This window comes from Pseudonocardia cypriaca, from assembly GCF_006717045.1.
Classification (GTDB): Bacteria; Actinomycetota; Actinomycetes; order Mycobacteriales; family Pseudonocardiaceae; genus Pseudonocardia; species Pseudonocardia cypriaca.
The window spans coordinates 3635828-3650623 of record NZ_VFPH01000001.1; the positions used below are offsets into that span (position 1 = coordinate 3635828).

At 72.7% G+C, this 14796-nt stretch carries 11 protein-coding genes; 7 read left to right on the forward strand and 4 right to left on the reverse strand.

Annotated features, from left to right (window positions below; all coding sequences use genetic code 11):
* Positions 1 to 36 precede the first annotated feature (36 nt).
* Positions 37 to 1263 carry an MFS transporter gene (locus tag FB388_RS17355; protein ID WP_142102198.1) on the forward strand — a complete coding sequence of 409 codons (1227 nt, stop codon included), beginning with the start codon at positions 37 to 39 and terminating at the stop codon, positions 1261 to 1263.
* 25 nt (positions 1264 to 1288) lie between these two features.
* On the opposite strand, the gene FB388_RS17360 is transcribed toward FB388_RS17355, so the two are convergent.
* The 3 genes from FB388_RS17360 to FB388_RS17370 all read right to left on the reverse strand — a co-directional run bounded on the left by FB388_RS17360 (position 1289) and on the right by FB388_RS17370 (position 5992).
* Positions 1289 to 2638: a lipopolysaccharide biosynthesis protein gene (locus tag FB388_RS17360; protein WP_142102200.1), complete on the reverse strand. Its 1350-nt coding sequence runs from the start codon at positions 2636 to 2638 to the stop codon at positions 1289 to 1291.
* Positions 2631 to 4292 carry a choline dehydrogenase gene (locus tag FB388_RS17365; RefSeq protein ID WP_142103270.1) on the reverse strand — a complete coding sequence of 554 codons (1662 nt, stop codon included), beginning with the start codon at positions 4290 to 4292 and terminating at the stop codon, positions 2631 to 2633. The genes FB388_RS17360 and FB388_RS17365 overlap by 8 nt, the downstream gene beginning before the upstream one ends.
* A gap of 209 nt (positions 4293 to 4501) precedes the next feature.
* Positions 4502 to 5992 (reverse strand): DHA2 family efflux MFS transporter permease subunit, encoded by a 1491-nt coding sequence (locus FB388_RS17370; protein ID WP_142102202.1) that lies wholly within the window; start codon positions 5990 to 5992, stop codon positions 4502 to 4504.
* Positions 5993 to 6136: 144 nt separating this feature from the next.
* Between FB388_RS17370 and FB388_RS17375 the strand changes: the two genes are divergently transcribed.
* From FB388_RS17375 to FB388_RS17400, 6 genes are all read left to right on the forward strand, one after another.
* On the forward strand, positions 6137 to 6961 hold the full coding sequence (locus FB388_RS17375) for an NAD(P)H-binding protein (RefSeq protein ID WP_142102204.1): 825 nt from the start codon (positions 6137 to 6139) through the stop codon (positions 6959 to 6961).
* Positions 6962 to 8285: 1324 nt separating this feature from the next.
* Positions 8286 to 9137 (forward strand): MBL fold metallo-hydrolase, encoded by an 852-nt coding sequence (locus FB388_RS17380; protein WP_142102206.1) that lies wholly within the window; start codon positions 8286 to 8288, stop codon positions 9135 to 9137.
* Positions 9138 to 9189: 52 nt separating this feature from the next.
* Complete coding sequence (locus tag FB388_RS17385; protein ID WP_142102208.1) at positions 9190 to 10410, forward strand: sarcosine oxidase subunit beta family protein; 1221 nt, start codon at positions 9190 to 9192, stop codon at positions 10408 to 10410.
* A 12-nt stretch (positions 10411 to 10422) separates the two neighbouring features.
* Positions 10423 to 10698 carry a sarcosine oxidase subunit delta gene (locus tag FB388_RS17390; RefSeq protein ID WP_142102210.1) on the forward strand — a complete coding sequence of 92 codons (276 nt, stop codon included), beginning with the start codon at positions 10423 to 10425 and terminating at the stop codon, positions 10696 to 10698.
* Positions 10699 to 13488 carry a 2Fe-2S iron-sulfur cluster-binding protein gene (locus FB388_RS17395; protein WP_142102212.1) on the forward strand — a complete coding sequence of 930 codons (2790 nt, stop codon included), beginning with the start codon at positions 10699 to 10701 and terminating at the stop codon, positions 13486 to 13488.
* Positions 13478 to 13996 carry a sarcosine oxidase subunit gamma gene (locus FB388_RS17400; protein WP_211361964.1) on the forward strand — a complete coding sequence of 173 codons (519 nt, stop codon included), beginning with the start codon at positions 13478 to 13480 and terminating at the stop codon, positions 13994 to 13996. The genes FB388_RS17395 and FB388_RS17400 overlap by 11 nt, the downstream gene beginning before the upstream one ends.
* Here FB388_RS17400 and FB388_RS17405 read toward each other — a convergent pair.
* Complete coding sequence (locus FB388_RS17405; RefSeq protein ID WP_142102214.1) at positions 13993 to 14739, reverse strand: alpha/beta fold hydrolase; 747 nt, start codon at positions 14737 to 14739, stop codon at positions 13993 to 13995. The genes FB388_RS17400 and FB388_RS17405 overlap by 4 nt on opposite strands.
* Between the last annotated feature and the right edge of the window lie 57 nt (positions 14740 to 14796).

Here is a 14796-nt window from a genome sequence, read left to right on the forward strand (position 1 = left end):
CGTGTCTCCCCCGTACCGCCGGGTACAGGGGGGACGATGACCTCACGGATGCTCGTCGATCCGGCACAACGGGTGTCGGCGGGCTGGGTCGTGCGGTTCTCGCTGGCCTGGGTCGGGCTCTACGCCGGCCTGTTCGGGCCGCTGCAGGTGCTGCTGCCCCAGCAGGTCGAGGTGCTCGCACCGCAGGACAAGGAGGCGGCGCTCGCGCTGGTGCTCGCGGCGGGCGCGGCGTGCTCGCTCGTGGCGAACCCGCTGTTCGGGGCGCTCTCGGACCGCACCCGCTCCAGGTTCGGCAGGCGCAGGCCGTGGATCGCGCTCGGGTTCGCAGGCGGCGCCGTCGCGATCACGCTGCTCGCCGCGGCGCCCGCCGTCCCGTTCGTGGTGATCGGGTGGTGCGCGGTGCAGACGTTGCTGAACGCCCCGTTCGCCGCACTCAGCGCCGCCGTGCCCGACGAGGTGCCGGCCGGGCAGCGGGGCACGGCCGCCGGCTACCTCGGCCTCGCGTTCGTGGTCGGGGTGGGACTCGGCACCGGCCTCGCGGTCCTCGCGGGTGCCGTCACCACCGGGTACCTCCTGTGCGCGGTCGCCGCGCTGGCCTTCAGCCTCCCGTACGTCCTGCTGGGGCGGCACACCGGCGAGGTGCCCGAGCGGACCTGGCGGTGGGGCGAGTTCCTGCGCGGCTTCTGGATCAACCCGGTGCGCCACCGCGACTTCGGCTGGGGCTTCCTCACGCGCTTCCTGGTGAACCTCGGCAACGCGATCGTGCTGCTCTACCTGTTCTTCTTCTTGTCGGACGTCGTGGGGCTCGCCGAGCCGGCCTCCAGCGTGCTCCTCCTCACGGCGATCTACTCGGTGGCCATGCTGGCGTCCGTCGTCGTCGCGGGAACGCTGTCGGACCGCACGGGGCGGCGGCGCGTGTTCGTCACCGGCGGCTCGCTGGTCATGGCCGCAGCGGCGGTGCTGATCTCGGTGTGGCCGACCTGGCCGGGCATGGTCGCCGGCGCGGTGGCGCTGGGCTTCGGGTTCGGCGCCTACAGCGCGGTGGACTTCGCGCTGCTCACCCAGGTGCTCCCCACCGGGCGCGACCGGGGCAAGGACCTGGGCGTGCTCAACATCGCCAGCTCGCTCCCCCAGGTGATCGCGCCGGTGATCGCCGCCCCGGTCGTCACCGTCCTGGGCGGGTACACGGCGCTCTACCTCGTGGCGGCCGCCATCGAGGTCGCGGGCGCGGTGCTGGTCTACCGGATCCGCTCGGTCCGCTGAGACGCGGCGGGGACGGTTCCCCCGCCTACGCCCGCGTCCACCGGCTCAGCAGGATCCCGCTCGCCACCGCCGTCTGCCCCGCGACCAGGGCGATGCCGACGCCCGTGAGCCCGAGGTGGGGCATCAGCACCAGTGCCAGCGGGACGACGATCACCGCGACCGTGGCCGGGATCCCGAAGATCACGCTGGGGCGGTGCTGGATCCGCGCGACCGCCACCGCCGTCCCCACCACGACGTTCGGCACCGCGGACAGGGCGCAGAGCACGAGCAGCGTCGTGCCGTTCTCGGCGTAGTGCCGGCCGAAGATCGACAGGATCAGGCCGGCGCCGACGACGACCACCAGCACGCCCGGCACGATCAGGGTGAGCGCCTTGCTGACCATGGTGCGCACCGCCGCCTCGGACTCGTGGGGCCGGTCCGCCACGTGCGTCACCATCGACTGGCTCATCCCGTGCGTCACCAGGTAGAACGCGTACGCGATCGCCCAGACCACGCTGAACGTGCCTGCCGAGTCCGCGTCGAGGCTGAACAGGACCACCAGCGGGAGCCCGAACTCGACCGCGTCGGTGCACAGCCCGCCCGCCCAGTCGGCCGACACGTAACCGGCGATGCTCCGCGGCCGGATCTGCTCCCTGGGCAGCGGGGCGGCGGCGGTGGGCCGCAGCACCTTCGCCAGGAAGGCCGCCACGACCACGACGATCACCGCAGTGGCCAGCACCCACGACACGGCGATCACACCGCGGAACACGAGCACGGTGCCGGCGACGAGGAACCCGACCTTGAGCAGCGAGAAGGCGAGGTTCTCCAGCGGCACGAGAGTGGCGCGCTTGATCGCCGTGAGCGTGTAGTCGTGCATCGCGAACGCCGCCCACACCGGCGTGGCCAGCACGAAGAACACGAGGAGCGGCCCGTGCCCGAGCGCGTCCACCAGGTCGGGGGCCCACAGCGGCGCGCCGAGGGCGAACACGCCGCCCAGCACGCACGCCGTGAGGATCGCGATGCCGTAGCACGCCGCCACCAACGAACGCGCCGACCGCCCGGCCACCGGGACGAAACGCAGCAGGGCGCTGCCGAGGTTGAGCTGCGAGGTGACGCCGATCAGCGTCATCGTCGAGATCAGCGTGGTGTTGACCCCGACCTCGTCCGGCGGGAACAGGCGCGCCGCCACCACCCAGTACAGCAGCCCGACCACCGAGGAGATGCCCGACGAGAGCACCAGGGCGAGCCCGTCGCGGTGCTGCGGGTCGCGCCAGCCGCGCAGCAGGTTGCGCAGCCGGTCGGCCGGGCTGCCCTGGACGTCGCTGTCCTGGACACCGACGGTCGGCAGCGGCTCGGTGACGACGTCCCAGACGTCGCCGATGTGCGGGTCACGCATCGAGCGCGCCGTCGGGCACGGAGACCGGGTACTCGGCCGGCAGCGGCGTGTTCCCGAGGATCATGTCGGCAGCCTTCTCCGCGAGCATCATCGTGGGGGCGTAGGTGTTGGCGTTCGTGATCGACGGGAACGCGGCGGCGTCCACGACGCGCAAACCCTCGAGCCCGTGCACCCGCATGGTGGCAGGGTCGAGCACTGCCCCGTCATCGACACCCATCCGGGCGCTGCACGACAGGTGGAGCCCGGTCCGCGCGGTGCGCGTGACCCACGCCAGCACCTCGTCGTCCGAGCGCACGGTCGGCCCCGGCAGCCACTCGGAGCCGCCGAGCGCCGCCATGGCCGGCTGCGCCAGCAGCTCCCGCCCCCTCCGCACGGCCTCCAGCCACCGCGGCCGGTCGTCCGGCGCGGACATGTAGTTGAGCCGCAGCGCCGGATGGGCCGACGGGTCAGGCGACACGATCTTCACGCTGCCCCGCGCGTCGGACTGCATCACCTCGACGTGCAGCTGGTACCCGTGCTGGTCGACCGGGAAGGACTGCTCCTCGCTCTGCATCAGCATCGGCGCGAGCACCAGGTACACGTCGGGCTGCTCACCGGCGAACGAGCTGCGCACGAAGCCGCCGACCTGCATGGGGTTCCAGGCGCCCGGCCCGGTGCCGCACACAAGGGCCTCCGCGACGATCTTGGGCCAGTTCGCCTTGTTCCGCACGGCCGCGAGCGACACCGGCGCGGTGCCGCTCCACTGGATGTGCACGGCCAGGTGGTCCTGCAGGGACTCGCCGACGCCGGGCAGGTCGTGGACCACCGGCAGGCCCAGCGCCTCGAGCTCGGCCTTGTTGCCGACGCCCGACAGCTGCAGGAGCTGCGGGGACCCGACGGCGCCTGCGGCGAGGACGACCTCGCGGGCGCGCGCGACGGTGTCACCGCCCTTCCCGCGCCGGTACCGCACCCCGACCGCCCGGCCACCGATGATGTCGATGCCGGTGACGAGCACCTTGGTCAGCACCTCGAGGTTGCGGCGCCGCCGCACGGGGTGCAGGTAGGCGCGCGCGGCGTTCTCGCGGCGACCGCCGCGGATCCCCTGGTCGAACGGCGCGAAGCCCTCCTGCTCCAGGCCGTTGATGTCCGGCAGCACCGCATAGCCGGCCTGCCGCGCCGCCTCGAAGAACGCCTGGAAGATCGGCCCGTCCGCCGGGCTGCGCATCAGCGTGTGCGGCCCGCCGCGCCCGCGCGTGGCGTCGATCTCGCCGACGCAGTTCTCGAGCCTGCGGAAGTAGGGCAGGCAGTGCGCGTAGTCCCACTCCGGGTTGCCGGTCTCCTCGGCCCACCGGTCGAAGTCGGCCCGGTGACCGCGGGTGTAGAGCATGCCGTTGATGCTGCTGGAGCCACCGAGCACCTTGCCGCGGGGATGCGCGATGCGCCTGGACTGCAGGCCGGGCTCCGGCTCGCCGGTGTAGCGCCAGTCGTGCCACCGGCTGCCGACCGGGGTGCCCATGGCGAGCGGGAGCTGGACCGCCAGGTCCCACGCGTGGTCCGGCTGGCCCGCCTCCAGCACGAGCACCCTGGTGCCGGGGTCGGCGCTCAAGCGGTTGGCCAGGATGCATCCGGCCGTCCCGCCGCCCACGATGACGAAGTCATAGATCGCGTCAGCCACGTTCGTGTCAGCCACGGACGGGTCAACCCCCAGATGACAAATGTGACGAGGAAACGCCTGCGGTTCCCGGAGATCACGACAGGCTGGATCACACTACTGGGCTATCGGCGGGAGCCCTGCCGGACCCCGGGCTCACTCAAACGCACGAACGGCACTTTGTCCGACCACTTCGGACGAAAGTGCCGTTCGTGCGGAAAAGGGCGCCACGCTCAGTGCGCGGCCGGTACCTCCGCGTTCGCCTTCCCGTTCTCCGGAGCGCTGCGGATGAAGAATGCCCCCACGATCGCGAGCACCGACAGGGACGCCGCCACGAGGAACGCGGCGTGGATGCCGCCCGCGGTCTGCTCCAGGAGCGACACGCCCTCCTCGGCGAGCGCCGCCGAGCGCACCGAGAGGATGCTCACCAGCAACGCCACGCCCGCGGCGCCCGCGAGCTGCTGGGTGGTGCCGAAGATCGCGCTGCCGTAGGAGTACAGCCGCGGCTCGACCGCGCCGAGCCCCGAGGTGAACAGCGGCGTGAACACGAACGCCAGCCCCACCGACAGCAGCAGGTGGAAGCCCAGCACCAGCAGCATCGAGCTGCCCGACGTGAACAGCGTGGTGGACCAGAGCGCCGCGCTGACGGCGGCCGTGCCGGGCACCAGCAGCGCCCGCGGCCCGAACCGGTCGTACAGGCGCCCGACGACCGGGCCGAGCAGCCCCATCAACAGGCCGCCCGGCAGCAGCAGGAGGCCGGTGGTGAGCGGCTCGAGCATCAGCACGTTCTGCAGGTAGATCGGCAGCAGGACGATGGTGCCCAGCAGCACGGCCATCATCAGCATCATCATCGCGCTGGCGACCGTGAACGTCTGCGACCGGAACGTGCGCAGGTCGAGCAGCGCGCGGTCGGTGCGCTGCAGCACGAGCTGCCGCGCGACGAACGCCACGAGGCCCACGACGCCGACGACGAACGCCCCCCACAGCATCGCGGGCGAGGTGCCGCCCGTCGAGTGGCCGACGCTGCTCAGGCCGTAGACGAGGCCGCCGAAGCCGAGCGCCGCGAGCACGACCGACGGGACGTCGATCGGCGCGTCGGTGGAGTCGCCCACGTTGGTGATCAGCCGCATCCCGATCAGGAGTGCCGCGAGCGCGATCGGCAGGACCAACCAGAACATGTAGCGCCAGCCGAACAGGCTCAGCACGACGCCCGACACGGTGGGCCCGATCGCGGGCGCAACCGAGATGACGATCGAGATGTTGCCCATGACGGCGCCGCGGCGGGTCGGCGGCACGAGCGTCATCACCATGGTCATCAGCAGCGGGAGCATGATCGCGGTGCCGCTCGCCTGGATGACCCGGGCCGCGAGCAGGATCGCGAAGCCCGGTGCGACCGCAGCGAGGAACGTGCCCGCACTGAACAGGATCATGGCGACGCCGAACAGCCTGCGCGTGGGGATCCGCCGGATCAGGAAGCCGGTGATCGGGATGACGACGGACATCGTGAGCAGGAACCCGGCGGTGAGCCACTGCCCGACGCTCGCATCGACCCCGAGGTCGGCCATGAGCACCGGCAGCGCGACGCTCATGATCGTCTCGTTGAGGATGACGACGAACGTGGAGACCAGCAGCACCCCGATCACGGTGCGGTCGCGGGCGCTCAGCTGCCCCGCGGTACCGGGTGGGCTCGACGTGTCGTCGAGCACGTCGGACTGCTGGTTCACGGTTTCCCCCACGAGAAGTTCGGTTCGACGCGGGCCGGTGGGCCCGGGCGCCGGAAGTGCAATCTATTGAGTAGGACCGACAGAACGCGCAGGATTAATCCCTTGCCGATCTGAGGCGCCCGTCACTGCGGCTATGTTCGGTGCGTGATCCTTGTGAGCGGTGCCACGGGCAACGTCGGGCGCGAGCTGGTGCGGAACCTGGTCGATCGCGGGGAGCCGGTGCGGGCACTGGCCCGCCGCGACGGTGGGCCGGTCGAGGGTGCGGAGCGCGTCGTCGGCGACCTCGACCACTCCGACAGCCTCCGCCCGGCCCTCGAGGGCGTCTCGGGCATCTTCCTGCTCCCCGGCTACAAGGACATGCCCGGCGTGCTCGCCGCGGCCCGCGACTCCGGGGTGTCCCGGGTGGTGCAGCTGTCGGGCGGCTCCGCCGGCAGCGGCGACACCGGGAACGCGGTCTCGGCCTACATGATCCGCACGGAGGACGCGGTGCGGGCGGGTGGCATCCCGTGGACGATCCTGCGTCCGTTCGGGTTCATGACCAACGCACTCGAATGGGCGCCGCAGCTGCAAGCGGGCGACGTGGTGCGCGCCCCGTTCGGCGGGGTCCGCATCGCCGTGATCGACCCCGCCGACATCGCGGCCGTCGCCGCCACCGCCCTCCTCGAGGACGGCCACGACGGGCGCGTCCACGCCCTGTCCGGGCCGGAGGCGCTCCTGCCCGCCGACCGCGTCCGCGTGCTCGGCGAGGTGCTCGGCCGCGACCTGCGGTTCGAGGCCCAGCCCGACGACGAGGCCTGGACCGACATGACGGCCCGCATGCCCGAGGCGTACGTGCGAGCGTTCTTCGACTTCTACGTCGACGGCTCGCTCGACGAGTCCGCGGTGCTGCCCACCGTGGAGGAGGTCACCGGCCGCCCGCCGCGGACGTTCGCGGACTGGGCCCGCGCCAACGCCGACGCCTTCCGCTAGTACTCCAGCCGCAGGTCGTCCGCGGGTCTTCCCTCCGGTGGCCTGTGATCGGCGGGCGTGGACGCGGCTGTTCCGGTCTCGGGGGGGCGTTCCGCGGAACGCAGTCCGGTGCCGTTCCGGTGACGCTGTGCCGGTGGGCGCGCCGTTCCCGACTCGGGCCTTCCGGCCTCACCCATCCGCTCCGGGCTGTTCGCGTGTCGATCCGGTCGCCTCGTCCCCGCACCTGTGGGGATGGCTGCGTTGGGTTCACTATCGACTTCTGTGGTCGCGCTGGCGGCCGTCCCCGACGCGGGGGCACGGCGGTTCCCGACGAGCGCCCGGCTTGGGTGCCACGCAACATGCTGTGGTCCCGTTCCCACCCCAGCAGCCCAAGTGATCCGCCCATGACCAGCGGAATCGGGACATGAGCCGCACCCGTGCATCTCATGTCCCATTCCTGCCGATCATGGACATTCGCGCAGACACCTGGCCCCGTGTTGGTCTTGCCTGACCATGCGGAATTGACTGGAGGCGAGGGTCGGCACCACCGGAGGTTGCGTGGCACGCCAACCGCAGCAGGCTCGTCCCCGACCGCCGTGCCGCCGCGTCGGGGACGGCCGCCCACGCCACCACAGAACCCGGTAGTGAACCCAACCCAGCCACCCCCACGGGCGCGGGGCGACGAGAAACAGAGGAGCACCCGAGAGGCCGGGGCGGAGGCGAGCGCAGGAAGGCCCGAGCCGGGACGGCGCGCCCACCGGCCTGATCATTGACCAGAGCAACCCGAAGGGTACCGATCAACAGAGTGCAGGGAACGGGCTGGCGGGCCGCCCGGACGACCATGATCCGAACTAGCGGTTGTTCGTGGTTGCCCCCACAACCATGGACAACCGATACACCGGATCATGAACGCCAAGATCGCGAGTAGAGGTTGTCCACGGCTGCTGCCACAGCCATAGACAACCGACACAACGGATCGTGGCCGGGACCACCACCGCGCGGGCCCGGTGACAGCGCCTGACACACCATGATCACGCTCGCCGGTCCGCGGTCGAAGGACCCTCGGCGTCGGCAGGGGCCGCCAATGCCCGCGCACCTCGTGTCGGCCCGTGCGGGTGGTGTGCGGCTACGCAACCCGTCGAACGGGTGCGCGGCCGGACACGGCGCCCGCGAGCCGCCCGCCGCTCCACGACCAAGGGCGGATGGTCGCTCCCAGAGATCAACTGGCGCCCATCTGCCCTTGATCGGCGACGAGTCGGGCGATCCCCGGGGCATTCGGCACCGGGTAACGCGTGCCCTGATCGGGACGAGGTCGAGGGATTCCCCCGAGCAATGGGAGTCGACGATGACGACCATCCCGACGTTCAACCTCCTGGAGCCCTATCGAATCGCAGAGGAGACGTTCGTCATCCCGTGGGCCCTCGAGGCCCCGCCGGTCGGGCACTTCCCCATGAACTCGATGGCGATCCGCGGGGCGGAGCCGGTGCTCGTGGACACCGGCTCGCCGGCCGTGCGGGCACAGTGGCTGGAAGCCGCGTGGTCGGTGGTGGACCCGCTGGACGTGAAGTGGGTGTTCCTCACCCACGACGACCGCGACCACTCGGGCAACCTGTTGCCGGTCCTCGCGGCCTGCCCGAACGCAACTCTGCTGACGACCTGGTTCTCGATCGGCCGGATGGCCGAGGAGTGGGAGACCCCGATCAACCGGTGTCGTTTCGTGATCGAGGGCGACACCGTCGACGTGGGCGACCGCACGCTGGTGGCGAAGCGGCCGCCGCTGTACGACAACCCGACGACCCGCGCCCTCTTCGACACGAAGACGAGCGTGGTGTGGTCGGTGGACACGTTCGCGACGAACCTGCCCGCTCCGATGCCCGAGATCGGCGAGCTGACCGACGACGAGTTCCGGGACGGCCAGTTCTTCGGCGGCCGCCTGGTCTCGCCGTGGTACACGCTGCTCGACGCGGGCAAGTTCCGGGCGGTCGTTGACGACTTCCAGCGGCTCGGCGCCGAGGTCGTCGCCGGCTGCCACTCGCCCGTGCTCAACGGCCACCGGGTCGACGAGGCGTTCGACCTGCTCCGGCGGCTCCCGGACGTTCCGCCGTGGCAGGAGTTCACGCAGGCCGACCTGGACAGGTGGATGGACGCCGCCGAGGGGTCGGTCCCACCGGAGCAGCCCCGCCCGTCCGCCACCTGACGAGCCCGGTCGGCCTTGACGGCCCGACCCGTTCCCCGGGCATGCTGACGCGGTGACGCACGCCGGCATCCCGGAGCTCCCGGCCGCCCTGTGGCGCAACCCGGAGCCGAAGCGCTCCTACGACGTGGTGATCGTCGGTGCGGGCGGGCACGGCCTGGCCACCGCCCACTACCTCGCGAAGAACCACGGAATCACGAACGTGGCAGTGCTCGAACGGGGCTGGCTCGCCGGCGGCAACATGGCCCGCAACACCACGATCATCCGCTCCAACTACCTCTGGGACGAGAGCGCCGCCATCTACGAGCACGCGCTGCGGCTGTGGGAGGGCCTCGAGGACGACCTCGGCATGCCGATCCTGTTCGACCAGCGCGGCGTGCTCAACCTGGCGCACAGCCTGCAGGACGTGCGCGAGGGCGTCCGGCGCGTCGAGGCCAACGTGCTCAACGGGGTCGACGCGCAGTGGCTCACCCCGGACGAGGTCCGCGAGGTCTGCCCGATCGTCAACACCTCCCCCGACCTGCGCTACCCGGTGCTCGGCGCGACGTACCAGCCGCGGGCAGGCATCGCGAAGCACGACTACGTGGCGTGGGGCTTCGCGCGGCGGGCCGACGCCGCGGGCGTGGATCTCATCCAGGACTGCGAGGTCACGGGCTTCACCACCGACGGGGACCGGGTCACCGGCGTGAGCACCAGCCGGGGCGACATCGCCGCCGGCAAGGTCGCCCTCTGCGCCGCGGGCCACACCTCGGTGCTCGCCGACCAGCTGGGCCTGCGCCTGCCGCTGCAGAGCCACCCGCTGCAGGCGCTGGTCTCCGAGCTGCTCGAACCCGTGCACCCCACCGTCGTCATGTCCAACGCCGTGCACGTCTACGTCTCGCAGGCGCACAAGGGCGAGCTGGTGATGGGTGCGGGCGTCGACTCCTACAACGGCTACGGCCAGCGCGGCGCGTTCCACATCATCGAGCGGCAGATGGCCGCGGCGGTGGAGCTGTTCCCGGTGTTCGCCCGGGCGCACCTGCTGCGCACGTGGGGCGGGATCGTCGACGTCTCCCCCGACGCATCCCCGATCGTCGGGCTCACCCCCTACGCGGGGCTGTACCTCAACTGCGGGTGGGGCACCGGCGGGTTCAAGGCCACGCCGGGGGTCGGGTGGTGCATGGCGCACACGATCGCCCACGACGAGCCGCACCCGCACAACGCGCCGTTCACCCTCGAACGCTTCACGACCGGCGCCCTGATCGACGAGCACGGCGCCGCCGCCGTGGCGCACTGAGCGGGAGGGCGCATGCAGCTGATCGAGTGCCCGTGGTGCGGCCCCCGCGAGGAGGTCGAGTTCCACTACGGCGGTCAGGCCCACGTCGCCTACCCCGCCGACCCGGCCACGCTCACCGACGAGGAGTGGGCGCGCTACCTCTTCTTCCGCGACAACCCGAAGGGCACGTTCGCCGAGCGCTGGCAGCACGCGGCGGGGTGCCGCCGCTGGTTCAACGCGGTGCGCGACACCGCGACCTACCGGTTCCAGGCGGTCTACCGCCCCGACGAGCCCCGCCCGGAGATCTAGTTGACCGAGACCTTCCGCACCGCCTCCGGCGGCCGGATCGACCGCATCACGACGCTGCGGTTCACGTTCGACGAGCGCGAACTCACCGGCCACCCCGGCGACACGCTCGCCTCGGCGCTGCTCGCCGCGGGCGTGCACGAGATCGGCACGAGCGTGCGGTACGCCCGGCCGCGCGGGATCGGCGCGGCGTGGGCCGAGGACCCCGGCGGGCTCGTGCAGATCGAGCGGCCCTTCCCGGAGCCGATGCTGCAGGCGGCCACCGTGGAGTTGGTCGACGGCCTGGTCGCGAGCAGCATCGGCGGTCGCGGCCACCTCGCCCACGGCTCCGACCCCGCCCGCTACGACGCCTCGCACGCCCACGCCGACCTGCTCGTGGTCGGCGCCGGCCCCGCCGGTCTCGCGGCGGCGCTCACCGCCGCCCGGGGCGGGGCGCGGGTCGTGCTGGTGGACGAGCAGTCCGAGGCGGGCGGCGCCCTGCTCGCCGCCACCGACCGTCCCGCGCTGGACTGGGTCGCCGCCACGACCGCGGAGCTGGCGAGCGCCCCGGACGTGCTGCACCTGCAGCGCACCACCGCCTTCGGCCACTACGACGACGGCTTCGTGCTCGCCCTGGAGCGGCGGACGGATCACCTGAGCCGCGTTCCGCGGAACGTCTCCCGGCAGCGGATCTGGCGGATCCGGGCCCGGCACGTGCTCGTCGCCGCCGGGGCGCACGAGCGGCCCGTCGTGTTCACCGACAACGACCGCCCGGGGATCATGCTCGCCGGGGCGTCCCGCACCTACCTGCACCGGTACGGCGTGCTGGCCGGCCGGGAGGTGGTGGTGTTCACCACCGACGACGCCGCGTACGCCGCGGCCGTCGACCTCGCCGATGCCGGTGCCCGCGTCGCCGCCGTGGTCGACGCGCGGCCATCGGCCCCGCCGGAGTGGCGGGCGGCGTGCGCGGAGCGCGGGATCCCCGTGCGGGAGGACGCCGTCGTGACCGGCACCGCAGGCGTGGAGCGCGTACGGGCGGCGCTGGTGGACGGCGAGCCGGTGCACTGCGACCTGCTGCTGGTGAGCGGCGGCTGGAACCCGGCGGTGCACCTGGTGAGCCAGGCCGGCGGGACCCTGCGCTACGACGAGCCGCTCGGCGCCTTCCTGCCGGCCACGCTCCCGCCAGCCACCAGCGTGGCGGGCGCCGCCAACGGCACCCTCGACCTCGCGGGCTGCCTCGCCGAGGGCGCGCGGGCCGCCGCGACGGCGCTCGGGGTCGACCCGGTCCCGCTCCCCCGAACGGAACCCGCGCCACAACGCACCGCGCAACGAGTGCTGTGGCGGGTGCCCGGTGACGAGCACGCCCAGTTCGTCGACGTCCAGCGCGACGCCACCGTCGCCGACATCGCCCGCGCCCTCGGCGCAGGGATGCGCAGCATCGAGCACGTCAAGCGGTACACCACGATCGGCACCGCGCACGACCAGGGCAAGACGTCCGGCATCGTCGCCGCCGGGATCACGGCCGAGCTGCTCGGCGTGCCCGTCGCGACGCTCGGCACCACGACGTTCCGCGCGCCCTACACGCCGGTGGCGTTCGCCGCGCTGGCCGGCCGCCACCGCGGCGTGCGGTACGACCCGGAGCGCACCACCCCGGTGCACGACTGGCACGTCGCGCGCGGTGCCGTGTTCGAGGACGTCGGCCAGTGGAAGCGGCCCCGCTACTACCCGCTTCCCGGCGAGGACATGGAGGCGGCGGTGCTGCGCGAGTGCGCGGCCGTCCGGCGGGGCGTCGGGATCATGGACGGGTCGACGCTCGGCATGATCGACGTGGCCGGCCCGGACGCCGGTGAGCTGCTCGACCGGCTCTACACCAACGTGATGAGCAGCCTGCGGGTCGGCCGGATCCGCTACGGCGTGATGTGCAAGGCCGACGGGATGGTGTTCGACGACGGCACCGTCATGCGGCTTGCCGAGGACCGCTTCCTGGTCTCCACCACCACCGGCGGGGCCGCCGCGGTCCTGGACTGGATGGAGGAGTGGCTGCAGACCGAGTGGCCGCACCTGCGGGTGCGCCTCACCTCGGTCACCGACCACTGGGCGACCTTCCCCGTGGTCGGCCCGCGCTCCCGGGACGTGATCGGCGCGGTCTTCCCGGACGTCGACGGGTCGGCGGCCGGGTTCCCGTTCATGACCTGGCGGGACACCGGCCTCGGCGGGGTGCCGGTGCGGCTGGCCCGGATCAGCTTCTCCGGCGAGCTGGCGTTCGAGGTGAACGTGGACGCCTGGCACGCCCGCGCGGTGTGGGACCGGCTGATCGCCGCGGGCGAGCCGCACGGCATCACCCCCTACGGCACCGAGACGATGCACGTGCTGCGCGCCGAGAAGGGCTACCCGATCGTCGGCCAGGACACCGACGGCACGGTCACCCCGCACGACCTGGGCATGGAGTGGATCGTGTCGGCGAAGAAGCCCGACTTCGTCGGGAAGCGCTCGTTCGCCCGCCCGTCCGACCAGGACCCGCAGCGCAAGCACCTGGTCGGGCTGCTCCCCCGCGACCCGGCGTTCCTCCTGCCGGAAGGGGCGCAGCTCGTCGGCACACCGACGCTGCCCGAGCCGCCCGTGCCGATGCTGGGCCACGTCACGTCCAGCTACCGCAGCGCCGAGCTCGGCCGCACCTTCGCCCTCGCGCTGGTGCGCGGGGGCCGCGACCGGATCGGACAGACCCTGCACGTGCCGGTCGGCGGCACGACCGTTCCGGTGGAGGTCACCTCGCCGGTGTTCGTCGACCCGGAGGGAACCCGCCGTGACGGCTGACCCGCTCCCCCGCACCGGCCCCCTGGACGCCTGGGCCGACCGGTTCGCCGCGCTTCCCGCGGGCATCCGGATCACGGCCGACCCGTTCGTCCCGATGGCCGACGTCCGCGCCGACGCGGCCACCGCAGCCGCGCTCGGGCTACCGACCACGCCGAACACCTGGGCGGGCCGCGGTGGCGGGCGGGCGATCTGGCTGGGGCCGGACGAGTGGCTGGTCACCGGTTCGCCCGGGGACCTGCCGGGCGCGGACGTCGTGGTCGACGTGTCCGGCCAGCGCACCACCCTGCACCTCGCGGGCGAGCACGTACGCGCCGTGCTCGCCACCGGTTGCGCCCTCGACCTGCACCCACGGGCGTTCCCGGCGGGCTCGGCTGCGCAGACCCTGCTCGGACTGGCCGGGGTGGTACTGCTCGCCCTGGACGACGCCGAGTACGAGGTCCTCGTCCGCACCTCGTTCGCGCGCTACCTGGCGGACTGGCTGCTCGACGCGGCAGCGGAGTACTCCTAGGCCGCGCGCAAGGAACCCCAGAACGAACGCAGCGCATCCGCAGCCGCCGCCGGGTCCTGCGCCATCCACCAGTGGCCGAGGCCTTCCAGCCGCTCCGTGCGAGCACCGAGCCGGGCGGCGACCTCCGCGGACCGGTCCGGGTCGTCGAACGGGTCGGCGGTCGGTTGCAGGACGAGACCCGGCGCCGGGGCGGGCCCGGTGAGCTCCCGGCCCCAGTCGGCGTACGGGTTGGGCACGGCCGACCGGTACAGGTCGAGGATGCAGCCGCCCATCGTCTCGTCGTAGGCCGCGGCCATCACGGCGGCATCGGCCTCCGGCACACCCGCGCCCTGCAGGAACCCCGTGCGCCCGGCGGGTCCGGCGGCCGCCGTGGCCCCCGTCCACTCCTCCCCGGCGCCCGGGGTCTGCCACACCTGCGCGATGTCGTGCCAGACGTAGTCCGGGTGGAACACCGCGGCCACGTCCACGGCCCAGCTGCGCAGCGGGACGTCGTGTGCCGTGGCCACGCGCACGACGAAGCCGGCTCCCCAGTCGTGCCCGACCAGGTCGAGCGGCCCGTCGAGCCCGCGCAGCGCGTCGGCCAGCCACCGCGCGTACTCGTCCTTCGTCGCGCCGAAACCGGCCGGCCGGGGTGTGCCGAAGCCGGGCAGGTCGAGGGCGACCGTGTCGCCGCCGAGGTGGGCGCGCACGCCCGTCCAGACCGCGCTCGTCTCGGGGACGCCGTGCACGAAGACCACCGTCATACACCGATGGTGTCCTGCCCCGTACGGCCGCGCCACCCTGCTGATCTGCCCCGGATG